This is a genomic window from Geomonas sp. Red276 (genome assembly GCF_054784495.1).
On the sequence record NZ_BLXW01000035.1, the window covers coordinates 17,309 to 44,281 of the forward strand.

18 protein-coding genes are annotated in these 26,973 nt (G+C 62.7%); 7 read left to right on the top strand and 11 right to left on the bottom strand.

Translation table 11 applies throughout. The features are described from left to right. Positions 1–62 precede the first annotated feature (62 nt). From ACYVL5_RS19030 to ACYVL5_RS19050, 5 genes are all read right to left on the bottom strand, one after another. The gene (locus ACYVL5_RS19030) at positions 63–1,070 is read right to left on the bottom strand and encodes an NAD(P)H-dependent glycerol-3-phosphate dehydrogenase (protein WP_460597157.1); all 1,008 of its coding nucleotides are present in this window, start codon (positions 1,068–1,070) and stop codon (positions 63–65) included. A 240-nt stretch (positions 1,071–1,310) separates the two neighbouring features. Beyond that, a complete protein-coding gene (locus ACYVL5_RS19035) occupies positions 1,311–2,837 on the bottom strand; it encodes a HEAT repeat domain-containing protein (RefSeq protein ID WP_460597158.1) in 1,527 nt (508 codons plus the stop codon). Positions 2,838–3,098: 261 nt separating this feature from the next. Continuing rightward, entirely contained in the window at positions 3,099–5,603 is a 2,505-nt protein-coding gene (gene gyrA, locus ACYVL5_RS19040) for a DNA gyrase subunit A (RefSeq protein ID WP_460597159.1), read from the bottom strand. Between the two features lie 353 nt (positions 5,604–5,956). Then, complete coding sequence (locus ACYVL5_RS19045; RefSeq protein ID WP_460597160.1) at positions 5,957–6,823, bottom strand: ABC transporter substrate-binding protein; 867 nt, start codon at positions 6,821–6,823, stop codon at positions 5,957–5,959. After that, positions 6,820–8,697: a TonB-dependent receptor plug domain-containing protein gene (locus tag ACYVL5_RS19050; protein WP_460597161.1), complete on the bottom strand. Its 1,878-nt coding sequence runs from the start codon at positions 8,695–8,697 to the stop codon at positions 6,820–6,822. The genes ACYVL5_RS19045 and ACYVL5_RS19050 overlap by 4 nt, the downstream gene beginning before the upstream one ends. Before the next feature lie 451 nt (positions 8,698–9,148). On the opposite strand from ACYVL5_RS19050, the gene ACYVL5_RS19055 reads away from it, so the two are divergent. From ACYVL5_RS19055 to ACYVL5_RS19065, 3 genes are read left to right on the top strand one after another with little or no spacing between them, the layout of a single operon-like run. Continuing rightward, the gene (locus tag ACYVL5_RS19055) at positions 9,149–9,832 is read left to right on the top strand and encodes a hypothetical protein (RefSeq protein ID WP_460597162.1); all 684 of its coding nucleotides are present in this window, start codon (positions 9,149–9,151) and stop codon (positions 9,830–9,832) included. Next, entirely contained in the window at positions 9,829–10,368 is a 540-nt protein-coding gene (locus ACYVL5_RS19060; protein ID WP_460597163.1) for a FlgO family outer membrane protein, read from the top strand. Before ACYVL5_RS19055 ends, ACYVL5_RS19060 begins: the two co-directional genes overlap by 4 nt. 38 nt (positions 10,369–10,406) lie before the next feature. After that, positions 10,407–11,048: an OmpW family outer membrane protein gene (locus ACYVL5_RS19065; protein ID WP_460597164.1), complete on the top strand. Its 642-nt coding sequence runs from the start codon at positions 10,407–10,409 to the stop codon at positions 11,046–11,048. Positions 11,049–11,422: 374 nt separating this feature from the next. Here ACYVL5_RS19065 and ACYVL5_RS19070 read toward each other — a convergent pair whose 3' ends face one another. The 6 genes from ACYVL5_RS19070 to dnaA all read right to left on the bottom strand — a co-directional run bounded on the left by ACYVL5_RS19070 (position 11,423) and on the right by dnaA (position 24,344). Beyond that, a complete protein-coding gene (locus tag ACYVL5_RS19070; RefSeq protein WP_460597165.1) occupies positions 11,423–12,607 on the bottom strand; it encodes a hypothetical protein in 1,185 nt (394 codons plus the stop codon). A gap of 36 nt (positions 12,608–12,643) precedes the next feature. After that, positions 12,644–17,488 (bottom strand): Ig-like domain-containing protein, encoded by a 4,845-nt coding sequence (locus ACYVL5_RS19075; RefSeq protein WP_460597166.1) that lies wholly within the window; start codon positions 17,486–17,488, stop codon positions 12,644–12,646. 259 nt (positions 17,489–17,747) lie between these two features. Then, positions 17,748–20,144, bottom strand: coding sequence for a DNA gyrase subunit B (gyrB, locus tag ACYVL5_RS19080; protein ID WP_460597167.1), 2,397 nt, complete (start codon positions 20,142–20,144; stop codon positions 17,748–17,750). Between the two features lie 12 nt (positions 20,145–20,156). After that, positions 20,157–21,251: a DNA replication/repair protein RecF gene (gene recF, locus ACYVL5_RS19085; protein ID WP_460597168.1), complete on the bottom strand. Its 1,095-nt coding sequence runs from the start codon at positions 21,249–21,251 to the stop codon at positions 20,157–20,159. Between the two features lie 379 nt (positions 21,252–21,630). Further along, complete coding sequence (dnaN, locus tag ACYVL5_RS19090) at positions 21,631–22,749, bottom strand: DNA polymerase III subunit beta (RefSeq protein ID WP_460597169.1); 1,119 nt, start codon at positions 22,747–22,749, stop codon at positions 21,631–21,633. Between the two features lie 221 nt (positions 22,750–22,970). Next, positions 22,971–24,344 (bottom strand): chromosomal replication initiator protein DnaA, encoded by a 1,374-nt coding sequence (dnaA, locus tag ACYVL5_RS19095; protein WP_460597170.1) that lies wholly within the window; start codon positions 24,342–24,344, stop codon positions 22,971–22,973. Positions 24,345–24,615: 271 nt separating this feature from the next. Between dnaA and rpmH the strand changes: the two genes are divergently transcribed. The 4 genes from rpmH to yidC are packed head-to-tail and all read left to right on the top strand — an operon-like array spanning position 24,616 to position 26,959. Beyond that, complete coding sequence (rpmH, locus tag ACYVL5_RS19100; RefSeq protein WP_183360100.1) at positions 24,616–24,765, top strand: 50S ribosomal protein L34; 150 nt, start codon at positions 24,616–24,618, stop codon at positions 24,763–24,765. A gap of 9 nt (positions 24,766–24,774) precedes the next feature. Then, positions 24,775–25,125 (top strand): ribonuclease P protein component, encoded by a 351-nt coding sequence (rnpA, locus tag ACYVL5_RS19105; RefSeq protein ID WP_460597171.1) that lies wholly within the window; start codon positions 24,775–24,777, stop codon positions 25,123–25,125. Further along, positions 25,115–25,327, top strand: a complete 213-nt coding sequence (gene yidD, locus ACYVL5_RS19110; RefSeq protein ID WP_460597172.1) for a membrane protein insertion efficiency factor YidD — start codon at positions 25,115–25,117, stop codon at positions 25,325–25,327. Before rnpA ends, yidD begins: the two co-directional genes overlap by 11 nt. A gap of 18 nt (positions 25,328–25,345) precedes the next feature. After that, complete coding sequence (yidC, locus tag ACYVL5_RS19115) at positions 25,346–26,959, top strand: membrane protein insertase YidC (RefSeq protein ID WP_460597173.1); 1,614 nt, start codon at positions 25,346–25,348, stop codon at positions 26,957–26,959. Positions 26,960–26,973 lie beyond the last annotated feature (14 nt).

The window sequence follows — 26,973 nt, forward strand, 5'->3', positions numbered from 1 at the left end:
AATACGGAAAGGGCCCCCCCTCTCCCGGAGGGAGAGGGAAATTGTCGAGAGGTACCGCTTTGTTACTCCGCCTTGAGGTTACGGGTCATCAGCTCCAGGACGGCTTCGCGGGCGGGCTTGTCCTCGTAGAGCATCTGGTACATCTTCTCGATGATCGGCATCTCCACCTTGAGCTTTCTCGCCAGGTTGTAGGCGGACTCGGTGGTCTTCACCCCTTCGGCCACCATCCGCATCTCGCCGAGGATCTCGGAGAGCTTTCTCCCCTGGCCGATCTGGATGCCGACGGAACGGTTACGGGAGAGGTCGCCGGTACAGGTCAGGACCAGGTCCCCCATGCCGGCCAGCCCCGCGAAGGTCGAGGCCTGGGCTCCCAGGGCGATCCCCATGCGGGTCATCTCGGCCAAGCCCCGGGTGATGAGGGCGGCCCGGGTGTTGCACCCGAAGCCCAGCCCGTCGGAGATGCCGGCGGCGATGGCGATCACGTTCTTGATGGCCCCGCCAAGCTCGACGCCGATCACGTCCTCGTTGCGGTAGACCCGGAAGAAGCTGGTGGTGAAGGCCTCCTGCACGCGGCGGGCGATCTCCTCGCTCCCGGCGGCGGCGGTCACCGCGGTCGGCATCTCCAGTGCCACCTCGCGCGCGAAGCTCGGGCCGGAAAGGGCGGCGAAGCGGGCGTAGAGCTCGGGGGGGAGGATCTCCTGGTAGATCTGCGAGACGGTGTCCAGGGTGTCGACCTCGATCCCCTTGGAGGCGGAGACGAAGACGGCGTCGGTGGGGATCAGGGAGACCGAGCCCCCCATCACCCGCCGGACCAGCTGGGAAGGGACCACGCAGAGCACCATGGTGCAGCCCAGGTACGCCTCGGCCAGCTCGTTGGTGAAGCTGAGCTTCTCGTGGAGCTTGATGCCGGGGAGGAACATGCTGTTCTCGCGGCTTGTCCGCATCTCCTCGACCAGCTCGGGCTCGTACGCCCAGAGCGTCACCTGGTGACCCTTCTTGGACAAAAGGTCGGCCAGGGTGGTCCCCCAGCTACCGGCCCCTATGACTGCTACTTTCTCGTGGTGGTGCATGGATGCCTGTCTTCTCCGAAAAAAGCTGACTGGATAAATGAAAAATCCTCCCGGTCCCCCCTTCCGCCTTCGCCGAGGCTTCAGCGGACACGTCGCAAAGGGGGCACTCCTTATCCCCTCAGGGGGGCAGGGGTGAGGGAGGTTTTAAACGCTACCCTCACCCGGCCTCCGGCCCCCCTCCCCCCCAAGGGGGCGATGGTGGGAACGGGGTCGAGTCGGAGGGGAAGGGAAGGAATCTTGTTACTGGCGCTCCTCGCGCGGCAGGAGGGTGAGCTCCTCCTGCTGGGCGAGCGCCTCGCGGGCGATCTCCAGGCTCTCGATGGCGAAGGCCCTCAGGAACGGATGGAGGTGATGGGGGAGGGGGTTGTTGTCCAGGCTCTCGGCCAGGGACACCATCCTCCCTACCAGGTTCGGCCTCCTCCCGCAGCGCTTCATCAGGTCGGCGGTCAAAAGCATCCGCTCGCGGATCAGCTCGACCTCCGGGCTCAGAAGTTCGCGGCAGAAACGCTCGAGCACCTTCTCCCGGTCGGCGCCCCCCTGGTACTCCTCGGCGTACGGCTGCACGCGCTCGCCGGCCAGGAACCAGCCGGAGAAGAAGGGGTCGCTGAAGATCTCGCGGCAGGTCTCCTCACCCTCGGCGAAGCTCAGCCGGCGGCCGTTTTCGGCGCGGCTGAAGGACGGGACGTAGGGGATCGGGGAGAGATCGGTGCCGGAGAACATCCCGCGCCTCATGTAGAAATCGGCCGGGAGGTAGCAGAGCTCCTTGCTCCAGAAGAGGGCGTCACGGATCAGGTCGATCACGTAGCCGGGATCCACCGGGTGCAGGTCGTCCTGCACGCTGAACCCTTCCACCTCGGCCTTGAATCCCTCCTCGTCGAGGTTGCCGGCCCCCCAGGCGGCCAAAAGGCCCCTTCTTTCGTGGACCTGCATGTAGAGGGCGCAGAGCTCGCCGTCGGCGGTCCAGCGGGAGATCATTAGCGAGCGGTAGCCGTCCCCGTCCGGGGGAGTGGCGTAGCCGGCGTGGTAGCCGCCGATCGGCTGGGAGGGCGGGGTCGGGATCCCGAGGAAGGAGAGCCTTCTTAAGTTTCTTTCGGTACGGTCGACGAACTGGGACGGGGCGTCGACGAGGTAGCGGGAAAGGGCGCCGGCCGCTTCCGGGTTGCGGATCCTCCCGAGGGCATCGAGCGCCGCCCGGACCAGCTCGGGGTCCTCGTGCCAGAGCACCGCCTCCAAGAGGCGGCAGGCGTGCGGGTCGCCGGAGTTGGCGAAGCGGGAGATCATTCCCCGCTGGACCTCCTCGGGGTAGGAGAGGAAGTCGTCCAGGGAGCTGACCACCCCCTCCTCGCCGGCCCGGACCGCTCCGTGGGAGGCGTTCTCGAGGGGATTGTTGATGCCGGTGAACTCGATGCCGCGGAAGGGGGGAGAGTGGACGTCGACGCCGTAACCTTCCAGCGCGATCAAGAGCGCCGTCTTCGCCTCGTCGCCCAGGTCCCGGCGCTTGATGGCGATCTGGATAAGCTCGTCGATCCAGGCGGAGGTATCGAAGAAGTCGAGCAGGAACGCGTACTTGGTGATCATCTCCCCGGAGGTCTCCCTCCAGATCTCACGCAGAAGCGGCCTCAAGGCCCGGTTACCGCCCTGACGCAGCCGGTGGCCGAACTGTTCCATCTCCTGCAGAGTCGCCCCGCATCCCCGGATCCGGTCCAGGATCTCCAGGATAGCCCGCCGCTCCCTGAGGGAGTCGTCAATCTTTGCAATCTGACCCATATCGCCCTTCAAAGACTTCATTGCATTGCTGCCGCCGTCCACTTGCCAAAAGGATCGCCCCGGTGCCGGGATAATCCGAAAAAACTTTTTACTGCCCTGCTTCTGCCGACGATGTCGCGTTTCGTTCCTCAACGCGACCTACGGTTCTCCCCTCTTTGCAAAAGGGATATTTCTAGGGATCTTTGGGTTACCCAATAAAGACTTTGTTTGATCCGCGTTCATCCGCTCAATCCGCGTCATCCGCGTTCCATTGCCTTTGACTTATTCCTCGTCGCCCGGCTCCTCCAGCGCGACGATCTCTTCCTCTTCTCCCTCGGTCTCCTCGACCTCTTCCTTCTCGGCCAGGCGGGCCACCGCGACCACCCGCTCGTCCGCCTCCATGACCATCAGGCGCACCCCCTGGGTGTTCCTGCCGATGATGGAGAAGCCGGCCACCGGCACCCTGAGGATCTTCCCCTGGTCGGTGATGAGCATGAGGTCGTTTTCGTCGGAGACCTGGTGGATGTCGACCACGTTGCCGTTACGCTCGGTGGTCTTGATGGTGATGACACCCTTGCCCCCCCTGGACTGGCAGCGGTACTCGCCGATCTCGGTCCTCTTGCCGTAGCCGTTTTCGGTGACGGTGAAGAGGGTGGAATCGGTGAAGTGCTCGTTCAGGATGGCCATCCCGATCACCACGTCGTCGTCCTCGAGCGTCATGCCGCGCACGCCGCGGGAGACGCGGCCGACCGTCCTGACCTCGTCCTCCTTGAAGCGGATCGACTTGCCGCTGGCCGAGGCGAGGAGCACGTCCTGCTTGCCGTCGGTCAAGGCCACCGAGATGAGCTTGTCCCCCTCGTCGAGGTTCAGCGCGATGATGCCCCCCAGGCGCGGGTGGGAGTACTCCATCAGGTTGGTCTTCTTCACGACGCCGTTTCTGGTCGCCATCATGATGAACTTGTCCTCGACGAACTCCTTCACCGGCATGATGGTGGTGATCTTCTCGCCGGCGGCCAGGTTCAGGAGGTTCACGATCGCCTTCCCGCGGGCGGCGCGGCCGGCCTCGGGGATCTCGTAGACCTTCAGCCAGTAGACCTTGCCGGCGTCGGTGAAGAACATCAGGTAATCCTTGGAGGAGGCGATGAAGAGCTGTTCGACGAAATCCTCTTCCTTGGTCTTCATCCCGGTCTTCCCCTTGCCGCCGCGGCGCTGGGCGCGGTAGAGGGTGACGGCGTTACGCTTGATGTAGCCGGTGTGGGAGATGGTGACCACCATGTCTTCCTCGACGATGGTGTCCTCGAGCGAGATGTCGGCGGTCTGGCTGACGATCTCGCTTCTGCGGGCATCCCCGAAGTTGTCCTTCAGCTCCAGGAGCTCCCCGGTGATGATCTTGAGGATCTCCTTCTCGGAGGCGAGGATCTCCTTCAGGCGGGCGATGTACTTCATGATCTCGCGGAGCTCTTCGAGGATCTTCTCCCTTTCGAGGCCGGTCAGGCGGTGCAGCCTCATGTCGAGGATGGCCTGGGCCTGGATGTCGGAGAGGCCGAAGCGGGTCATGAGACCCTCCTTCGCCTCGGCCGGGGAGGCGCTCGCCTTGATCAGCGCGATCACCTCGTCGAGGTTGTCGAGCGCGATCTTCAAGCCTTCCAGGATGTGGGCGCGGGCCTCGGCCTTCTTCAGGTCGAAGATGGTGCGGCGGGTGACCACTTCCTTTCTGTGCTCGACGAAGAAGTCGATGGTCTCCCTGAGGCTCAGGACGCGCGGCCGGTTGTGGACGATGGCCAGCATGATGATGCCGAAGGAGGACTGCATCTGGGTCTGCTTGTAGAGGTGGTTCAGGATGATCTGCGGGTTCTCGTCCTTCTTCAGCTCGATGACGATCCGCATCCCCTCGCGGTCGGACTCGTCGCGGAGATCCGAGATCCCCTCGATCTTCTTGTCCTTCACGAGCTCGGCGATCTTCTCGATCAGGCGGGCCTTGTTGACCTGGTAGGGGATCTCGGTGACCACGATCGACTGGCGCTCGGTCTTCTTCTGGGTCTCCACCACCGCCTTGGCGCGCATCTGGATGATGCCGCGGCCGGTCTTGTAGGCGGAGAGGATCCCCTCGCGGCCGTAGATGAAGCCGCCGGTCGGGAAGTCCGGTCCCGGGATCAGCTCGATCAGCTCCTCGAAGGTGAGCTCGGGGTTCTCGATGATCGCCACGATGCCGTCCACCACCTCGGAGAGGTTGTGGGGGGGGATGTTGGTGGCCATGCCGACCGCGATGCCGGCCGAGCCGTTGACCAGGAGGTTCGGGAACTTGGAGGGGAGGACCAGCGGCTCTTTCAGGGAGTCGTCGTAGTTCGGGCCGAACTCCACGGTCTCCTTGTCGAGGTCGTTCAAAAGCTCGTGGGCGAGCTTCTCCATCCTGATCTCGGTGTAACGCATGGCGGCCGGGCGGTCGCCGTCGATGGAGCCGAAGTTACCCTGGCCGTCGACCAGCGGGTACCTGAGCGAAAAGTCCTGGGCCATCCTGACCAGGGTATCGTAGACGGCGGTGTCGCCGTGGGGGTGGTACTTACCGATGACGTCGCCGACGACACGGGCCGATTTCTTGTACGGCTTGTTCCAGTCGTTGCTCATGTCGTACATGGCGTACAGGCAGCGCCGGTGAACCGGCTTCAACCCGTCGCGCACGTCCGGAAGCGCGCGGCCGACGATGACCGACATCGCGTAGTCCATGTACGAGCGCTTCATCTCGTCTTCGATGTTTACCGATACCTTGTTCAGCTGATTGAGAACCATGCATCCCTCTTTCTAGGCAATGACCTGACGGAAATTCAGGCAAAAGGCGGATTCCGTTGTGGTCACGGAAGTCAAAGCGCGGACAAATCGCCGAGTTGAAAGCGATTTTGCTGGAGGTTTATGACTTCAACCTCTCTGTTCGCAACTCTCATGCCGCTCTCATGACACTCACACCCAAAGCGGTGTGAAATAAACAGGTTGCGGCCGGGAATTGTGACTGGCCAACTTATCATACTTACGCAGGCAAGGAAACCACTTTCTGACAGTTCGGCGGGGAATTTCATCCAGTTGTCATGCGGCCATAAGGGAGAAGAGGGTGGGGTCACGGCGGGATAGGACGGGTCCCAAGGAGGTTATTTGGCGAGGGTGGCGGCAAGCTCGGAGTGGTAGCCGAGACGGCGGGCCACCGCCTCGTTGACCCGGATGGAGACCTTGCGCGGGGTGCGGGTGGCGAGGTCGCTGCGCCCCCCCTTGAGGATCTGCTGGGCCATTTCGCCCCCCTGTTTCCCCATCTCCACCGGGTCGACCTCCACCACCAAAAGCGCCCCGAGCCTCAGGTGGGTCGAGGTGAAGGAGACCACCGGCACCGAGTGCGCCTGGGAGAAGAGGAAGAAGGCCTCCAGGGACTCCATGGTGAGCGTGCTGGCGTCGGGGAGGAGCCAGAGGCCGTCCACGTTCCCCCGGAACTGGGTGAGGAGGTTGATGGTCTGGCGGGGATTGACCGCCTCGCGCAGGACGAGCTCCACCCCGTACTGCCTGGCCTGGGCCCGGGCCTGTTTCACGTACCACCCGGTCCGGGAGGGGTCGTAGATCACCCCGACCCGCTTGACGCCGAGGCGCCGGAAGCAGGCGAGGTACTCCTCGGGGGGAGCGAAGAGGCCGACCCCGGAGATGCCGGACTGGGTGGCCTCCTGGTTCCTGAGGCCGAGCGCCATCAGGGCGATGCATGGTTTCTGGCGCGCCCTGCGGACCGCCTGCAGCGCGCCGTCGCCGATGGTGACCACGAGGAGCGGCCGCTCCTCCCGGATCACGCGGCCGAGATCCGGGTCGGCGTAGTCGGCGAGCACCATGACGCGGGTGTCGGCCGGACAGGAAGCGCGGAACCCCTTGAGCGCGTGCTCGTACATGGCCGCGCGCTGGCTCATCACCACGAGGATCTCCCGGGCCGACGCCGGTACCGCCCAGAGGAGGAGGGCTATTAAAAAGGTCGCGCTCCTCAAAAGTTCAACCTTGCTCCCCCTTCGAACCAGCGCGGTGCGTTGGGGTAGAGGGGGGTGTACACGGTCTGGAGCGTGTCGGTCAGGTTGTGGGCGGAAATGAATAACTCGGGCGAAAGCGGGCTGGCGGGGAACGGTTTCCAGTCGAGGTGCAGGTCCCAGACCATTCCACGCGAGGCGGTAGGGAATCCCGGCGCGCCGTTCCAGACCACCCCCGTTCCGGTCAGGATCCCCCGCACCCCGGCATCCGCCTGGTCGTAACGGAGGGCCACCTTGTAGGTCTGGGTCGGCACGGTCTGCTGGGCGCTCGTCTGCAGGCGCTGGTCGTGGGTCAGATCCACGGCGTAGAGGTAGGTGTACCCTCCCGAGATGGAGAAACCGTAGAGCGGCCTGGTGCGGCTCTCCAGCTCGTAGCCGTGGATGTCCTGGTCGATGGTCTCCGCACTCGGGCCGACGGAGGAGTTGTCCCTGAGCGCATTGAAGAAGTAGGTCCCCTTGAACCAGAGGAAGGGGATGGCGTCGGTCTCGAATCCCCCTTGCACGGTCTTCACCCGCTGGACCCCTGTGTTGGAGGCCAGCTTCGGGAGTGAGAACCCCTGGGCGGCGTAGGCCCGCAGGGTGGTCTGTTCGGCCAGCTCGTAGGCAAGCCCCAGGCTCGAGCTCGTCCGATCGCCCCACGGGCCGGTCGCATCCAGACGGGCTCCCGGGAGGACGCTCACCCTCCCAAGCGACAAGGTTCCCGAGGCGTGCAGCGCATAGCTGTCCCACGTCCGCTCGTAGAAAGGGGGAGCCGGGGTCATCAGGTCGTCCTCCAGGGCGTGCACGTGGCCGTACTCCCCGCCGACCGTGAGGTTGTTGCGCCGATCCCCCCAGACGAGGTCCGCCTTGCCCCCGCGGGTGGCGTCCTGGACCGAGAACTGGTTGGTGAAGACCACCCCCGCCAGCGGGTCCCGTTTCCCCCGCCACAGGTCGTCCTCCCGGTCGGTGGCGTACCCCTGGACCTGCAGGCTCAGCTGGCCGCCGAGTGGCTGGTCGAGCCGCAGGAAACCGTAGCGGTGCCGGTTGGAGCCGTTCTCGTGGCGGATGAAGCCGCGCACCGGGACAAAGCCGTCGTCCTCCCCCTGCCAGTCGGCCACCAGCGAGAGCCCCAAGGTTACCGTCCCTTCGCCGGGGAGGGTGTAGACCCCCTTTCCGTACAGGTTTTCCAGGGCGGCCGCGGTGTTCGGGGAGAGTCCGGAGGAGCGGAGATGCCCGGCGGTCAGGTAGTAGCCGAACCGTCCGGCGCTTCCTGCCGCCTCGATCCGGGAGTCCGCGGTGAACCGGCTCCCGGTCGAGGCCGAGAGGGTGCCGGCCAGGGCGCGGTCGGGATCGGGGGACTTGGTGACGATGTTGATCACCCCTCCCAGCGCCGATCCCCAGGAACCGGAGGCGGCACCCTTGACGATCTCGATCCGTTCGATCTGCTGCACGGGAATGATTCCCGGGGAGACGATGTCCTGGTCGAAATCGTTCTGGCGGATACCGTCGATCATGACCAGGATGTCCGTGTTGAGCATTCCCTGGACGTTGAAGAAGGCGAAGGTGGTGGGGCTTCTCAGGTAATCGAGCTGGATGCCGGGGACGGTCTGGAGCACCTCGGCGAGCGTATGGGCGTTCAGGCGCGAGATGTCGTCGGCGGTGATGACGGTGACGTTCTCGGCGATCTTGGAAACGGGTCGGGTGGCGGGGGAGGGGAGAGGGGTCGTTTCGCCATCGGTGAAGATGGCCAGCGGCTGGTCGGCTTCAGGCCCGGCCGCGCGCGCCGTCGCGACCGGCAGCAGAAGAAGGAAGGCGGCCAGTAGCCATCGTCTCTTTTTGTGGAAAGGCGCAAAAAACAATACGTACCCGTTGCGTGAAACTAGGCGTCGGTGCCCATTGTAGACGCGGACTTTATCATGAAAATCTCGGCACCGTAAAGGAGGTTATGACGTAATTGCGATAATTTCCACCGGACCAAAAGGAGCCGGCTGATCGGGTACCGCCCCTGACCGGAAGGTCGCCGGGGTGGGAAGGGCGTGTGGTTTCGGGGGGATAGGAGTCGGTGGGAGGATGGTGGGCGCTGGGTATGGGAGTCCGTGAAGATGCGGGGGAGGCCGGATCCGAGAATTGAGCCGCGGGGAAGATGTCGGTCGGTTGGGTGTTTGTCCCGGATTATCGGGCAGACCGCGGAGGCGCTGATAAATGCGCGCACCTGCGTCGTTTATTAAAGTTTTTCCCCATTCGCCCGAATAACTCTGTGAGGCCGGAGAGTTTTGGCCGGCATAGCTTTTTTGGCAGTGGAGGTTTTCCATGATTCTGCGCGCGACGTTGATCGTCTCCGTGCTGCTCTTCCTGTTCGGGTGCGCCTCGCGGGTTCCGGTGGCGACCAATTTTCCGCTCACCACCCAGAAGAAGGTGAAGGCAGCCCATCACTGGGACGTGCTGGCGGATGACATCGCCCAGCAGACCCAGCTCGCCGTGCGGGACCATAAAGTCGAGCTCGGCAAAGAGCCCCTCTACGTCAAGCCGATGGAGGGGAAGGCCCCCTTCAACACCGCTTTCAGTAACCTGCTGATCACCCGGCTGGTCAACCGCGGACTGCCGGTCAGCTCGGTTCCCAAGGAGGGGTTGGCCATCTCGTACGACACGCAGCTCCTGCGCCACGACAGCAGCCGCTATACCCACATCCCCGGCACGCTCACCGCGCTGGCCGCGGGAATATGGGTCATCAGGGACACCGTCGGCGCCGCATCGTCCGCCCTCCCGGTCACCCTGGGACTCACCGGCCTGGCCGATTACGCCCTGGGACACTACGCCGGCGGCGCCACCCATACCGAGCTTATCGTCACCACCTCCATCGTCAGCGACAACCGGTACGTCTTCAGGAGATCGGACATCTACTACATCGAGGACGAGGACACGAGCCTGTTCATTGATCATCAGCAGAAGGTACCCCAGGTGAAAGTCAAGGAATTCAAGGTGGTGGGCCAATGAAAATGCGACGACTCCTGCTGACAGCGCTTCTCCTTCTCTGCTCCGGGTGCGCGACCTTCTCGGCTTGCGACCGCGATACCGAGGATCCGCTGATCTCGTCCAGCCACCGGACGGTCGACGACCTCTTGCAGAACATCCCGGCCGGCAAGGAGCTCAACCGGCGGCAGCCGATCATCGTCGCGTCGCTGGTGAACATCGACGACCTGAACAGCTCGCGGCTGGGGAGGATGGTGGCCGAACAGCTGGCCACCAGGCTGACCCAGAAAGGCTATTCGGTGGTGGAGCTGAAACTCAGGGACAGCATCTTCGTCAGGCAATCACAGGGGGAGCTGCTCCTTTCCCGGGAGATCAAGGACATCACCCTCTCCCATAAGGCCCAGGCGGTCCTGGTCGGAACCTATGCGGAATCCCGGGGAGCCGTCTACCTCACCGTCAAACTGGTGGGGGTGGGGGACAACGTAGCGATTTCGGCGGTCGATTATGCGCTGCCTCTGGGCTCCGACGTGCGCGCGATGCTCTGGAGCAACGCACAATAAGCATGAGGCCCCCCCCGTGGGTGGCCAGGGAGATAATGATGGGAAAATCTGCAACACTGATTCTGACACTGGTGCTGGTGCTCGCCTCGGTCGCCGGCGCTTCCGCCGACGAGACCAGCTACTTCTCGGTCAAGGGGGGGATGTTCCTTCCCAACGGCAAGGGTGACGCGAACGGGCAGGGCGGGCTGAAAAACCTCGATTCCGGGTACAGCGCCGAGGTAGCGGTCGGTTATCGCCCCGACACCTACGCCGCCCTGGAGCTCGGGACCGGCTTTTACACCGCTCACGGGCCGGTGACCACCGCCGATACCGGCACCACCCAGACCATCTACGGCATTCCGGTTACCGCCACCGCCAAGGGGATACTCGACACCGACCACCTGCAGATCTTCGCCGGGGCCGGTGTGGGATACTACTTCACCTTCATCGACAACAAGGTCGAGTTCTTCAACGGCGGCATCCCGACCGTGCAGGAAAGCAGCCACGGCGGCGCGCTGGGCTATCACGTGGTGGCGGGAGGGGACTGGAAGGTCACCAAAAGGTTCATGATCGGCGCCGACTACAAGTGGTTCTCCGTAAAGCCCGACCTCGAGGTGACCACCGCCCAGAACGCCAAGGTCAAGAGCAAATGGGAGATGGGTGGCTCCATCCTGAACGTCGGCTTGAAGTACGCGTTCTGATCATAGGGCATCAACCTTCGAGGAAAGGGGACCCGCCGGCCGGCGGGTCCCCTTTTTTGTTTTCCGGCGCCGGTCGCCACGCTTCTCCCCCCATCCTCACCCTGTCCCTCCCCTTGAAGGGGAGGGTACCTGGAGCAGGCCCTGTCCCAGCTTCTCTCAGCCCCAGCTTCACGCCGCCCAGCTTAGCTCCTTCTCGCACTCCTTCGCTGACTTCTCACCTCCATAAACTCTCCCTCCCCTTCAAGGGGAGGGCGGGGGTGAGGATGGGGTAGGGGTCCGTCGCGCACAACAAAGAAGGCCCCCTCCCGGGAAGGAAGGGGGCCGCTCGGAAAGGTCATGAAGAAGGGATGCCGTCCCCAGGACGCAGAGACTTCTTACTTGAGCGCGGGCACCACGCTGAGGGGGATGCTGAAGCTGTTGGTGCCGTCGAAGCCGGTGATCGCCACGTTGCCGATAGCGAAGTCGCTGGCGGTCGGGATGACCCCGGGATCGGCCACGTAGGTGATGCTGGCGAATTCACCCACCCCGAAACCCGGAGAGGAGATCAGGGCCAGTACCAGGGTGGTGGGGGAGGTCAGGTTCTTCCCGAAGGCCGCAGCCTGGGCTGCCACCCCGGAGGCCGAGGCCATCAGGGCACCGCTGGCGTCTCTCTTCACCGCCACCCCGGCGGGAAGGGTCACGGTTGCCTGCAGCGAGGTGATCGGGGCGGTCGCGGTCCCCTGGGTCGAGAGCGTCAGCACCCCGGTGAATTTCCCGACATCGGCGAGGGCCTGGGAGGCGACGGTGACCCCGGTCTGGTTGTGGACGCTGTCGCTGAGAAAACTCTGCAAGGCCGCCTGGAACTGGGCGGCCGTAGCGGCCGAGAGGCGGTTGGTGGCCGAGAGGTCATGGTCGCAGGCATCCAGTACCGCCTGCAGCGAACCGGCGGAGGCGGCCCACTTCGAGATCGCGGCCAGCATGATGGTGTAGTCCTTCTGCGCCTGGCTGGCCGTGGTCATGGCCGGGAGATTGGCCGCCACCGGTGCGACGGCCATGATGTCGATCTGGAAGAGATTGGAGATCAGGGCATTGGCCGCCTTGACGGATGCCTCGGTCAGGAAGGTGCCGGACAGGGCATGGCGTACGGCGAGCTCGGTCAGCGGCGTCACCGTCACCGCTACCGTGTCCCCCGCATTACCGACCACCGCCGCGGCCCGCAGGGTTCCCGCGCCGATGGAGAGCTGCGACCCGGTCGCCTCATCGGTATAGGTCCCGCTCACCTCCACCTCCACGATGCCGGAGTAGCTCCCCAGCTCCACGTTGAACCTGCCGGAGTTGTCGGTGCTGGTGCTCTTCAGGAGGATCCTCCCGGAGAGGTCCCCTGCCGACGACGGGGCGTAGATGTTGATGATCCCTCCCGCGATGACCCCCTTGGCAGCCACACCGGTTATCACCGTGTTCGACGGTTGCGGCGTGGTTCCGGTGGAGGTCCCGCCGGTCGAGCTTCCCCCGCCGGCGCAGCCGGCCAGAAAGGTCATGATTGCCAACGTCGTTATCTTCAGAACGCTTATCTTGCGCATGTCTCTACCATCCTTGGGAGGCTTTTTTCAGTTGATTTACCAGGCAACATTGCCAACGACCTTCTGCAGGATCATCATCGCGTCGCTGGCGTCGATCTTGCCGTCCGGAAGCGGTTTGCCGTTTTTGAAGGGGGCCAGGTCCCCGTGCCGAAGCTGCTCTGCGGTCGGCGTCACCACTCCCACCGCCATCTGCAGGCAGAGCAGAGCGTCGGCTATATCGACCTTGCCGTCCAGGTTCACATCACCGTCGGGATCGGTGGCGAAGGTCCAGGTGTAGGTCGCCAGGCTGTTGCCGGCAAAGTCCTTGATGCCGCTGGACGCGGTCACCGTGTAGGTGGTGGTGTAGGAGAGCCGCCCGGCCGGGGTGAGGGTGGCCGTGTGGGTCGCCGCGTCGTAGCCGATGGTCCCGGTGGCGCCGTGGTCGAGGTAGAAGGTGGCCGGGGTCAGGGTGGAGGGATCGATGTCCTTGCTGAAGGTGATCGTCACCAAGGTGCCGGCCACGCTGAGCCGCTTGCTCCCGTCGGCAGGGGTTACCGCGCTGACGGTCGGCGGCACCACGTCCACGCTCCAACTGTACGATTTAGGCGCGGTCTCCACGTTGCCCGCCAGGTCTTTCGCCACCACCGAGAAGGAGTGGGCACCGTTGGCGAGCCCGCTGTAGCTCTGGATGCAGGTGGTGCTGGTCGACCCGCCGTTACAGACACAGGGGGCGGTGACCCCGTCCAGGGTGCAGGTGAAGCTCGCCGGTTCGTTGGCCTGCAACGAGAACGAGGCCAGGGGAAGGTTGGAGAGCAGGGCCGGGACACCGGCGATGGTGGTGACCGGCGGGACGTTGTCGAGGGTCACCGCGGTGGTGGCCGGGATGAGCTGCGGGTTCCCCGCGTTGTCGGTGGCGGCGATCTGTACCTGGTAAAGGCCGTCGGCAAGCTGCGGGCTCGTGTAACTCCAGCTCTTGGTGGCGCTGCTGTAGCTGGCGGTCCCGGTCACCGTGCTCCCCGCAGGGCCGGAGAGGGTGACGGCGATATCCCTCACCCCGGTTCCCGAGTTGGGATCGTCAGCCGTCCCTGCCAGCATGATGAGATGCCCGGTGATGTAGGGATTGGCCAGCGGCGTCACCGTCGATACCGGCGGGGTGGTGTCGACGATCACGTTCCTGCTGATGATCGGCGACGGGTTGCCGATGACGGCTCCGGCCAGGTTGGTCGCGGTATCGAGCACGCGGGCCTGGATGGTGTAGCTGCCGTCGGCGGGGAACTGCCAGTTATAGGTCCAGTTGGTGCTGCCGGAGGCGTCCGTCCAGGCAGGGGAAGCCGGGGGAGTCGCGGTCGGGAATACCGCCACCTGGACTTTCTGCAGCGGGAGCCCTCCCGTAGCGGCCTGCGCCGTGCCGGTAATCACCCGGGGGGTGGCGCTCCCCACCAGGGCGCCGTTGGCCGGCGAGGAGAGCTGGCAATCGGGAAGCGGGTTGGCGACGATGATGTTGCCACTGGCGGGCACCGTCTGCGGGTTCCCCGCCTGGTCGATCGCCTGCACCTGCACCGAATAGGTACCGTTGAGCGGCAGTGCCCAGAGGTAGCCCCAGCTCGACCAGGGGAGGGCGGGGCTCGCGGAGCTGTCGATGGTGGGGGTTGCGCTGCCGCCGTTGATCGAAATGTTCACCACCCGGACCCCCGATATCCTGTCGGTAGCGGCGCCGGTGAAGAGGAAGCTCGAACCGGAGAGGGGAGCGAGCGGCACGTTCAGGGTCGAGGTCGGCATGTCGTTCTTGTCCACGATCCAGCTGTAGCTCTTGGTGGTCGGGGCGCTCGGGGAGGTGTTCCCCGCCGGGTCGGTCGCCTGCACCGAGAAGAGGTGGTTGCCGTCGGCCAGGTTCGAGAAGCTGATCGGGCTCGCGCAGGGAGCCGACACCCCGTCCAGGGTGCAGAGGAAGGTGGAGTTGGCCTCGTTGGCCGAAAAGGCGAAGGTGGCGTTGTTGAGCGGGGTGATCAGGGCCGGCACCGTGTCGATATTGGCGGTCGGGGGTACCGTATCGATGGTCCAGCTGTAGCTCTTGGCCGAGCTCTCCACGTTGCCGATGGTGTCGGTGGAGAGCACGGAGAAGGTGTGGTTCCCGTCGGTGAGACCCGAGTAGGAAAACGGAGAGCCGCAGGCGACGAAGGCCCCCGTGTCGATCTGGCACTGCGAGGTGGAACCGGCCTTGCTGACCGTGATGGTGAACTGGCCGGCGGCCGAGTTGTCGAGCAGCTTGGGCTTGGAGGTGATGGTGGTCACCGGCGGCGTGTTGTCCACCGTTATGTTGACGGTGGAGAGCACGGTCTGGGTGTACCCGTTGGTATCGATGGCCCGGGCGCTGATCGCGTAGGCACCGTTGGCCGGCAGGGGGGTGGCCGTCCAGCTGTAGCTCCACTGGGTCCAGGTATTGAGGGTGGCGTTCTTGGCCGCGTCGTTCCAGGTCGCGCCTCCGTCCACCGAGACCTGGACCTTGGCCAGCGTGCTGCCGCTGCCCGCAACCCCGTCGGCCTGGCTGAAGTCGAGTGCCGTACCGGTGACGGCGACCGGGTTTCTGACGGTGGCGCCTCCGGCCGGCGTGACGATGGTGGCCTGCGGCGGATAGGCCCCCTTACCGCTGAGGTACTCGAGGACCGGCTGGTTCGGTGCGTTGGAGTAGATCGACAGCGAGGCGGTCTTGGTGCCCGAGCTGGTGGGCGTGAAGTTTACGGCGACCGTGCAGTAGTCGCCCGCCTCGATGGTAAGGGTGGGGAGCGTGGTGAGGTCGCAGGGACGTCCTCCCCCGGCCACCACGGCGTAGAGCGCCTGATCGGTCCCCCCCAGGGTAAGTGCCGAGATGCGGAGCTGAAGGGTACCGCTGTTTTGCAGGGTGAGCACGGTCGACTTGGTGTCCCCCACGTTGATGGCGCCGACGTTCAGGGGGCTGGCGGCCAGCGGGGCCGCGGGGGTGGCGGTGGAGACCGGGCTCAGGTTCAGGCCGAACACCTTTTTCGCCGGGCCGGTTGCGAACACCTTCTTGGTGGCGGCGCTGGCACTGAGCGCGTTGACGGTCAGGTCGGTGAGGCCGGTGTTCATCGCGGTCCAGACGTCTCCCGAGTTGGTGGAGAAAAACACGCCGCCTCCACCGGTGCCGGCGGTCAGGAAAGAGGGGGTGCCGCCGGAATAGGTGAGCGAGCGGATGGGGAAGTTGATCCCCGAGCTGGCCGCGGTCCAGGTGGCCCCGTTGTCGGCCGACCGGAAGACGCCGGCGGAGGTCCCCGCGTAGACGTTGGCCGCATCGACGGCCAGGGAGCTGACCACCGTGCTGGTGAGCCCCGTGATGAGCTGGCTCCAGCTGCCGCCGCTGTCCGAACGGAAGACGCCGCCGCCGTTGGTGCCGGCAAAAAGCGAGCTTCCGCGCCAGGCGAGCGAGGTGATTTCCAGGTTGGTCGGCTCCCCGCCCGGGTAGGCGCTCCAGGTGCCGGCGCCGTTCCAGACGAAGACGCCGGCACCGGTTCCGGCGATGAGCGTGTAGCCGCCGCCGGTGGAAAGGGTCCTGACGTCGCGGTTGGCGAGGGTGGCGCTGATATCGGTCCAGGAGGCCCCGTCGTCGGTCGACTTGAAGACGCCGTTGCCGGTTCCCGCGTAAAGGGGTGAACCGCTCGGGTCGTAGAGAAGCGAGGTCACGAAGAGCCAGGAGGCGTTGGCATCGGGGCTCGCCGTCCAGCTGCCGCCGCTGTCGCTCGACAGGTAGATTCCGCCGCCGCCGAATCCGGCCACCATCACCGTGCTGTCGGTCGGCTTGACGGCTATGGCCCGCCCTTCCTTAAGGCCGGAAACGGCACTCCAGCTACCGCCGCTGTTGGTGCTGCGGTAGACCCCGAAGTTGGTCCCGGCGAACAGGGTCGTGCGGGTGACCGGATCGTTGGCGAGCGCCTGTACCACCGCGGGGGTGGGGAGCGAGCTGCCGGCAGCCGCCCAGCTGTTCCAGGCTCCCGAGTTGTACTGCTGCTTGTAGACGCCGTTGGCGGTGGCCGCGTAGGCCATGGTCGGGTTGGTAGGGTTGTCGACCAGGACGGCGTACGCGGTGAGGTTCCCCAGCGAGGCGTTGTCGCTGTTCCAGCTGGCTCCTCCGTCGGTGCTCGCGTAGATGCCGGATCCGTTGGTGCCGGCGAGGACGGTGGGAGAGGGGGTGGTCGCGGCCCAGGCGAGGCTCAGGGTGTCGCTCGTGGGAAGTGCCGCGGCCGCGCTCCAGCTCCCCGCCGCGTTGGTGCTCACGAAGACCCCTTGGTCGGTGGCCGCGTAGAGGCTGGCGGTGGTGGTGGGGTCGATCAGGAGCGCCCGCACGTTGAGCGAGGTGAGCCCGGTATTGGCGGAGGACCAGCTGCCGCCGCCGTCCACGCTCTTGAAGACGCCGGCCGCGGTGGCGGCGTAGAGGACCGTGGGGGTCTGCGGGTCGACCGCCAGGCCGCGCACGTCACTGCTCCCCAGCCCGGTGGAGGATGCGCTCCAGGCCAGGCCGCCGTTGCCGCTTTTGAAGACCCCGGAACTGGTAGCCGCATAGAGCTGCTGGGGGTCGACCGGGTGGACGGCCAGGGAGCGGACCGATCTGTCCAAAAGCCCGGAGTTCAGTGGGGACCAGCTGCTTCCCCCTTCCGGCATGGTGTAGATCCCTCCGCCGTCGGTCCCTGCCAGGACCGTGGGGGTCGGGGTGGTCGGGGTCACCAGCAGGGTGGTCACTTTCGCCTTGGAGGGAGCCGGGAAGGGTCCGCCGCTGCTCCAGTTGTTGAACACGGTGGCGGCCCGGGCGCTGGTGGCAGTAAAGGCCATGACGATCAAAAGGGCCACGGCTGACGGCCAGCGGCGGCTTGTACGCGAGATGAATTGTCTCATAACGATCCTTGGGACGGGGCCCCGCGAAACCGGGTGCAGGTACCGGGCGCCGGTTCCTCTTCGAGATCTCCCGGGAGACGGCGCCGTTCGGTGGGTGGGCGAAAAGTCCCCACCTGCTGGATATTTCGGTTTTTATGGGGAAAAAATGAGGAGAAAAATGGAGGGGTTTTGCCGGGGGTAAAACACAAGCCGCCCCACGAACGTGGAGCGGCTTTTTTGGTATTGGGTCTCCCCGCGTAGCGGGGGCGAATTTTTTTTTTTAGATGTCCAGGTTGGAGACGTTGAGCGCGTTTTGCTCGATGAAGTCGCGGCGCTGCTCGACCTGGTCTCCCATGAGGACCGTGAAGATCTCCTCGGCGGCCACCGCGTCCTCGATCTTCACCTGCAACAGCACCCGGTTCTCCTGGTGCATGGTGGTCTCCCAGAGCTGCTCGGGGTTCATCTCGCCGAGACCTTTGTAGCGCTGGATGTAGAGCCCCTTCTTGGCGGTCTCCAGGAAGTAGGAGAGGATGTCCTCCTGGCGGTCGGTCTCGTAGACCTGCTTCTCCTCGGCAAAGATGGTCGCCTTGCCGGTGGTGGTCTTCGAATCGCCGAAGATGGCGGCGACCTTCTTGTAGCTGTCCACCAGCATCCCGTACTCGTAGGAGTTGATCACCCCCACCACCTGATGGTCGATCCTCACCCGGAGGTTGCCGAAGCTGAAGGTGACGTTTTGCCCCTCGATCACGGTGTACTCGGTCTCCGGGAAGGCGTCCTTCAGCTTGGGGAGCTGGGCCTCGAGGTCGGAGAACTCCTCGATCCCGTTCTTGATGTTGCACTTGAGGAACATGCGCAGGAGCTGCTCGTTGATCCCCTTCTTGACCACCTTGTCGAACAGGGTGTCGTAGTCGATCAGCTGGTTCAAGATCGGGATGATCTGCTTGCCGCGGTAGACCCGCTCGTCCGAGCCGAGCTTCAGGGTCATGTCCTCGGTCCCCTCCTCGAGGAGGTAGTTCTGCAGGGCAGCCTCGTTCTTTAAGTAAAGCTCCTTCTTGCCGCGCTTGATCTTGTACAGAGGCGGCTGGGCGATGTAGAGGTAGCCGCGCTCGATCAGCTCCATCATCTGGCGGAAGAAGAAGGTGAGGAGCAGGGTGAGGATGTGGGAGCCGTCGACGTCCGCATCGGTCATGATGATGATGCGGTGGTAGCGGAGCTTGGCGATGTCGAAGTCTTCCTTGCCGATCGAGGTGCCCAGGGCCGAGATCAGGGTCCTGATCTCCTGGGAGGCGAGCATCTTGTCGAAGCGGGCCTTCTCGACGTTGAGGATCTTACCCTTCAGGGGGAGGATCGCCTGGTACTTCCGGTCGCGCCCCTGCTTGGCGGAGCCGCCTGCGGAATCACCCTCGACCAGGAACAGTTCGCAAAGCGCCGGGTCCTTCTCCTGGCAGTCGGCGAGCTTGCCGGGTAGCGTCCCCACCTCGAGGGCCCCCTTGCGGCGGGTGAGCTCGCGGGCCTTCCTGGCGGCCTCGCGGGCGCGGGCGGCATCGATCGATTTCTCGAGGATCCGCTTGGCCATGGCCGGGTTCTCCTCGAGGTAGGTGGCGAGCTTCTCGTTGACCAGGGTCTCGACGTACCCCTTCACCTCGGAGTTGCCGAGCTTGGTCTTGGTCTGCCCCTCGAACTGCGGCTGCGGGATCTTGACCGAGATGACGGCGGTGAGGCCCTCGCGGAGGTCGTCGCCGGAGATGTTCACCTTGACGTTTTTGAGGAGGTTGTTGGCGCTCGCGTAGTTGTTCATGGTGCGGGTGAGCGCCGCCTTGAAGCCGATCAGGTGGGTACCGCCTTCGTGGGTGTTGATGTTGTTGGCGAAGGAGAAGACCTTCTCGTCGTAGGAGTCGTTGTACTGCATGGCGATCTCGATATCGACGCCGCTTCGCTCACCCTTGATGTAGATCGGGTCCGGGTTGACCGAGTTCTTGCTCCGGTTCAAGTACTCGACGAAGCTCTTGATCCCCCCTTCGTAGAAGAAGTCGTGCTCCTTCTCGGTCCGCTCGTCGTGGATCTTGATCCGGACGCCGGCGTTCAGGAAGGCGAGCTCCCTCAGGCGCTGGGACAGCACGTCGAACGAGAACTCGGTGGTCTCGAAGATGGTGTCGTCCGGGAGGAAGGTGATCTTGGTCCCGCGCTTCTTGGTCTCCCCTTCCTCCTTCAGCGGGGCGAGCGGGACCCCTTTCTCGTAGCTCTGGGTGTAGATCTTCCCGTTTCGGCGGATCTCGAGATCGAGGCGGTTGGAGAGCGCGTTGACGACCGAGCTTCCGACGCCGTGGAGACCGCCGGAGACCTTGTAGGAGGAGTTGTCGAACTTGCCCCCGGCGTGCAGCACGGTCAGGACGACCTCGGCTGCCGACTTCCCTTCGGTCGGGTGCATGTCGGTCGGAATGCCGCGGCCGTTGTCCACGACGGTCACCGAGCCGTCCAGATGAATGATGACCTGGATGGAATCGCAGTAGCCGGCCAGCGCCTCGTCGATCGAGTTGTCGACCAGCTCGTACACCAGGTGATGGAGCCCCTGCGAGGCGGTCGAGCCGATGTACATGGCCGGACGCTTCCTTACCGCGGAGAGCCCTTCGAGAACCTTGATCTTATCTGCCCCGTAATCGCCTTGATCTTCTGTCATCTATCCCCTCTGCTAGTTCAGTACGGTTCCTTCCTTGATCCGGAAGGTTCGATAATTATGCATGCCCTCGTGGGAGACGTTGTCGAGCGAGGTAGTGGTGATGAACACCTGCATCTCCCGCTTGTTGAGGAACTCCATCAGGTTTGAGTTCCGCTCCCGGTCGAGCTCGCTGGTCATGTCGTCGAGTAACAGCACCGGCGGCGCCTCGAAGGTCCGGGTGATGTACTCGATCTCGGCCATCTTGAGCGCCAGCACGAAACTGCGCTGCTGCCCCTGGGAGGCGAAGTGCCGGGTGGTGCGGCCGTTCAGTCCGAAGTAGAGATCGTCCCGGTGGGGGCCGATCGCCGTGGATAAGCGGCGCCTCTCTTCGGCGGCATGCTCATTGAGGGCGGTGGCGAGCGCCTTGGCCGGGTCGGCCTGGAAGGCCTCCTCGTCCACCCCGTGGAGGCGGTACCGGATCTGCACCTCTTCGTCGTTTCCCGAGATCTGGGTGTAGAACCCCTGGAGGAGCTTTCCGATCTCGGCGAGCCAGGCCTTTCTTCTTTCGATCACCGCCAGCGCGGCCTGGATCAGCTGTTCGGTCCAGACCTCCATCCCGAAGGTCTCGTTGATCTTCAGGAGGGCGTTGCGGTTTTTCAGGATCTTCGCGTAGTCGTGGTACGCCTTTAGGTAGTCGAGATCGCAGGTGAAGACCGCGCGGTCGAGGTAGCGGCGCCTTAGGTCCGGGCCGCCCCTCACCATGGAAATCTCTTCCGGCGTGAAGACCACCACGTTGAGGTTGCCGAAGAAGTCGTCCACCCGGGTCGCGAGCTTCGCGTCGACCTTGGCTTTTTTTCCCTGCTTCTCCAGAAGAAGAGATATCTCGCGCCGGACCCGGTCCCTCTCGACCACCCCCTTGATGAGGGCGAAGTCGGCTCCGAAGGCGATCAATTCCGCGTTCTTCGCCTGCTTGAAGGACTTCATGGTGGCGAGGAGGTAGATCGATTCCAGCAGGTTGGTCTTGCCCTGGCCGTTGTTGCCGTAAAACACGTTGAACTTCTCGCCGGGCTCGAGCTCAAGGTTTTTTAGGTTGCGGAAGGAACCGAGTTTCAGCTTGATGAGTTTCATCAGGTCCCTTCAACCATAGGTGGGCCTTCCCGCATATCTCCCTTGATAATCCGCTCACGGGGACTGGCTCCGCAGGTGCCTGTCCCCCTTGGTTTCCCGGAGTTTCACGTGAAACCCCATCAACGGTAAAGCCTTGTGAAGCCAGGAGTTCCCCCCTTGTCAAAGGGGGGCTAGGGGCGATTTCTCCCCGCCCTACCGCTTACCACAACTTCTCATGATAACATGGGAGGAGCTTATTAAGGAACAAATTACTTAACGCCAATAGTTCAGGCGGCTAATGGGTTCCGAGGATCAAAGGCAAATCCCCCCTGTCCCCCCTTTGACAAGGGGGGGGGACGTTTGGCGGAGCACTTCCCAAGCGCGAGCAGCCGGCTTCCTTCTACAGGCGCATCGGCATGATGACCGCCATGAAGTCTTCGCCGTCGGCCGCCTTCATGATGACCGGGGAGAGTTCGTCCTTGAGCTTCAGCTCGACCTCGCGCTGCTCCATGACGGAGAGGACGTCGATGAGGTACTTGGCGTTGAAGCGGGCCGAGATGTCGGTACCGTCGTAGGTGACCTCGATCTCCTCGCGCGCCTCGCCGAGCTCCGGGTTGTTGGAGGAGATGATCATCTGCTCGGGATTGACGTCGATCTTGACCCCCTTGAACTTCTCGCTGGAGAGGATGGCCATCCTTTTCAGCGAGTGCAGGAACTTGTCCCGGCTGATCTGGACGATCCGGTCGTTTTGGTAGGGGATGACCTTGGTGTAGTCCGGGAACTCGCCGTCGATGAGCCGCATGACCACCACGGTGTTCCCCTTCTTGATGACCGCCGAGTTGTCCATGAAGCCGAGCATGATCTCGCCGGCCTCTTCCTCGACCATCTTCTTCAACTCGAAGATACCCTTCTTCGGGAAGATGACACCCTTGCCGAGCTCGGCCCCGATGTTGCCGGTGAACACCTTCTGGGCGACCGAGAGGCGGTGACCGTCGGTGGCGACCATCCGGATCATGGCGCTGCCGCCTTCCTCGACCGCCTTGATGAAGACGCCGTTCAGGTTGTACTTGGTCTCGTCGTAGCAGATGGCGTAGGAGGTCTTCTCGATCATGTCGGCCAGGATCTCGTTCTTGAAGACCAGGAAGTTCTCGTCCTTCACTTTCGGGAAGTAGGGGAACTCCTCGGACGACAGGCCGACGATGTTGAAGCGCGCCTTGCCGCAGATGATCTCCACCCAGTCGTTGTCCTTGGTGGAGAAGTGGATCTCCTCGTCCGGCATCTCCTTCACGATCTCGTAGAGTTTCTTGGCCGAGACGGTGATCTTCCCTTCGCGGATGACGGTGGTCGGGTAGGAGCTCTTCATGCCGACTTCGAGATCGGTAGCGGTGATGTAGAGGAGGTCGTTGTGAACTTCAAGAAGTGCATTGGAGAGGATCGGCATGGTATTTCGTTTTTCCACGATGCCCTGGATTCTCTGGAGTGCCTTCAAAAAGATCTCTTTGCTTATCCTGAATTCCATGTCTCTCCTTTCCCCCCTCGCTTCTTTTATTATGATTAATATTTCAATTCAGTAGTAGTTTATAGGTCCTGTTGAAAAGTTGATAAGGACCCTTACCTGTTGATTTGGCTTGGGTTTCTCATGAGGGAAACTCCGGGAACCAATCGGGGACTTTTGCCGGGTTCTGCACAGGTGGAGGGTCGAAGCCTTTCTCGGGCCGAGTTATCCACACTTATCCCGTGCTACATAAACAACTTTTTCTTGATGTCTTCCACAGTCGCCTTGAAATCGGCGTCGGCCGCCATCTGCTTCTCCACCTTCTTCACCGAATGGATGATGGTGGAGTGGTCCTTGCCGCCGAACTTCTCCCCGATCTCCGGGTAGGAGGCCTTGGTGAGCTCGCGGCAGATGAAGATGGCGATCTGGCGGGGAACCACCAGGGTCTTGAGGCGCTTGTCCGACTTGAGCTCGGACACCTTTATGCGGAAGTGCTCGGCCACCATCTTCTGGATCATCTCGACGGTGATGTCCTTGGTCTTCTCGACGATGATGTCCTTCATGACCTCGCGGGCCATGGAGAGGGTGATGGCCTGGCCGGTGAGGCTCGCGAAGGCCTCCAGGCGGATGAGCATCCCCTCGAGTTCGCGGATGTTGCTGGTGGCCCCTTCGGCCAGGAAGAGGGCGACGTCGTCCGGGAGGTTAACCTGGTGCATGTCGGACTTCTTCTTGAGGATGGCGACCTTGGTCTCCACCCCGGGAGGCTGGATGTCGGCGATCAGCCCCCACTCGAAACGGGACCTCAGGCGCTCCTCGAGGCCGGGGATGTCCTTGGGGAACTTGTCCGAGGTGACCACGATCTGCTTGTGGGACTCGTAGAGGGCGTTGAAGGTGTGGAAAAACTCCTCCTGGGTCGCCTCCTTGCCGGCCATGAACTGGATGTCGTCGATGAGGAGCAGGTCCATCTTGCGGAACTTGTTCCTGAACTCGTCCATCTTCTTATAGCGGAGCGAGTTGATCATCTCGTTCATGAACTTCTCGGACGAGTAGTAGCAGATCTTGGCCTTGGGGTTCTTGGCAAGGATGTCGTTGCCGATGGCGTTGACCAGGTGGGTCTTGCCGAGACCGACCCCTCCGTAGATGAAGAGCGGGTTGTAGTTGGTGGCCGGCTTGTTGGCGACCGCCTGGGAGGCGGCGTAGGCGAACTGGTTGCTCGGGCCGCAGACGAACGATTCGAAGGTGTACTTGAGATTGAGGTTGCCGGCGAGGTCGGGCTTCTTGTCGAGCTCCTTGACCTTTTCGGCCTCCTTGTCCTTAACTCTTTCCCTGGCGGCCTTGGCTTCCTTCTCGACCTTGGGTGCCGTCTTGGCTTCCGGCTTGGACTCGGCGATGTGGAACTCTATCTGGTAGTCGGTGGCAGTCACCGCGGAGATAGACTCCTTGATCATCGGGAGGTACTTGTCGGTGACCCACTTTTGAAAGAAGGAACTCGGTACTTCCAGGACTATGGTGTCGTCGGTGGCACCCATGTACTTCATGGGGTCGATCCAGGTGGTATAGGTTTGTCCGGTGAGTACTTTCTTAAGATTTGCCAGGGCTTCTAGCCAAACATTTTCCATGGAGAGAAACCTTTTTTGGGTAGCTGTTTTGCACAGTCTTATCAACAGCTGTTGAAAATAAATATCGGCGAGGATTTCAGGTGCTTATGAGGTTTTACACAGGATAAAACAGTGCTAATTTATAGCAGCGGCAGACTAGCATTGACACCCCTATTTTGCAAGGCAAAACTTGGCCAGGGAAAAACACCTTGACATGGGTAGCTCTTTGTGTTTAAGTTCACTACTTGCCTTTAAAATCACTGAATATTACCACCCTTAAGGAGTCATAGAGATGAAAAGAACGTTCCAGCCCAGCAATACCTCCCGCAAAAGGACCCACGGCTTCCTGGTCCGCATGTCCACCAAAAACGGCCGCCTCGTGATCAAGAGGAGAAGGGCCAAAGGGCGCAAGCGGCTCGCCGTGGGCATCGCCACCAAGTAACGTCTTTTCTTGTCCGGATCGTCTTTTCCCAAAGCGGAACGGCTGCGCCGACGTCCCGAGTTTCTCCAGTTCAACCAGGGTGCCTCGAAACTGCACACTCCCCATTTTCTTCTGCTCTGGAAGGAAAAGGGGGAGGGCACCCGGGTGGGCTTCACGGTAAGCAAGAAGGTCGGGACCGCCGTCGTTCGCAACTGGATCAAAAGAAGACTTCGGGAGTTCTACAGGCAGAACAAGTCTCTTTTCCTGCAGGCCGACATTAACATTGTTGCCAAAAAAGGGGCAGACGTGCTTGACTATCACCAGGTCTCGGACGAGTTAGCAGCCGCCTTCGGGCGGCTGCGTAAAAGACATGCTAACTAAGATTCTCATAGGCTTGGTTGTTCTCTATCAGAGGTACATATCCCCGTTCAAGGCCTCTTCCTGCCGTTTCTACCCCTCCTGTTCGTCTTACTCTCTACAAGCATTAGAAAAATACGGTCCACTCAAAGGGCTCTGGCTCACGGTCGCCCGGATTCTGCGTTGTCATCCATTCCACCCGGGCGGTTATGATCCGGTCAAGTAGTCCCTTCAGGAGAACTTAATGGAAAAAAGAGTCGTTGTTGCGATACTGCTCTCCATCGCGGTCTTGTATGTCTACTCCGTGATGTTCCCCGCGCCCAAGGCCGCGGTCCCCGCCGGCAACCAGCCGGCTGCCGTTTCGGCCCCCAAAGCCGGTGCCCCCGCAGCCCCTGCCGCTCCGGTAGCCCAGGCGGCCACTCCCGCCGCTGCCATGCCGGCGGCTCCGCAGGGCTCCGCCATCGCGCGCGACATCACCGTCGACACCGACCTCTATACGGCGGTCTTCTCCACCCAGGGTGCCGGCCTCAAGAAACTCGTGCTGAAGAAGTACAAGGAGACCCTCGACCCTAACGGCAAGGACATCGTGCTGGTCAACGAGACCACCCCCGACCGGTACACCTCGCTCTCCGATTCCCGCGAGTTCGGGATCACCCCCCAGACCGTCTATGGCAGCACCGGCAACGATCTCAAGCTTACCGACGGCGCCAAGGGAACTCTCGAGTTCACCACCGTCACTCCCCAGGGGGTCCATTTCCGCAAGGTCTACAGCTTTGGCGGCAATGTCTACCACATCGGCCTGAGCGAGGAAGTCCAGAACGCCGGAGCCGCCAAGATCGACGGCACCATTCACCTGCTGGCCAACGACCGGGTCATCGCCCACAAAGGTGAGAGCCGCTACGAGGTCTACGGTCCCTTCACTCTTGCTGACAACAAGGTTCAGTCCGAAAAGCTCGACAAAGTTCAGAAGAATCCGCTTCAGTTCAGTAACGGTGTCATCTGGTCCGCCTTCTCCGAGAAGTACTTCATGGACGCGGTGATTGCCGACAACGGCAGCATCGCCAATGTGAAGATCACTCATCCGACTGGCGACAGCCTCGTCCGCGATATCACTTCGCCTACCGTATCGGTAGCCCCGGGGCAGGCTGGCTCTGTCAACTACACCCTCTACTTTGGACCTAAGGACCTCGATATCCTCAAAGCCCAGGGGCATCGCCTCGACGAAGCCATCGATTACGGTTGGTTCGGCCCGATCGCCAAGCCGCTGGTCTATGCGCTCAAGTTCCTTTATAAGTACGTCGGGAACTACGGCCTGGCCATCATCATCATCACCTTCATCCTGAAGCTCCTCTTCTTCCCGCTCACCCATAAGAGCTATAAGTCGATGAAGGATATGCAGAAGCTTCAGCCGAAGATGAACGAGCTGAAAGAGAAGTACAAGAACGATCGCGATGCCATGAACAAGGCGGTGATGGAACTGTACCGGACTCACAAGGTTAACCCGATGGGTGGCTGCCTCCCGATGGTCATCCAGATCCCGGTGTTCTTCGGTCTCTACCGTGCGCTCATGTATTCCATCGAGCTTCGGCACGCACCGTTCTACTTCTGGATTACCGACCTTTCCGCCAAGGACCCGTACATGGTCACCCCGATCATCATGGGGGTCACCATGTTCATCCAGCAGAAAATGACCCCGACCAACATGGACCCGGTGCAGGCCAAGATGATGCTGGCGCTGCCGGTGGTGTTCACTTTCATGTTCCTGAACTTCCCGTCCGGTCTGGTCATCTACTGGCTGGTGAACAACGTGCTCACCATCGCCCAGCAGTACTACATCAACAAGACGGTGAACGCGTAGCCGATAGGCGAAGG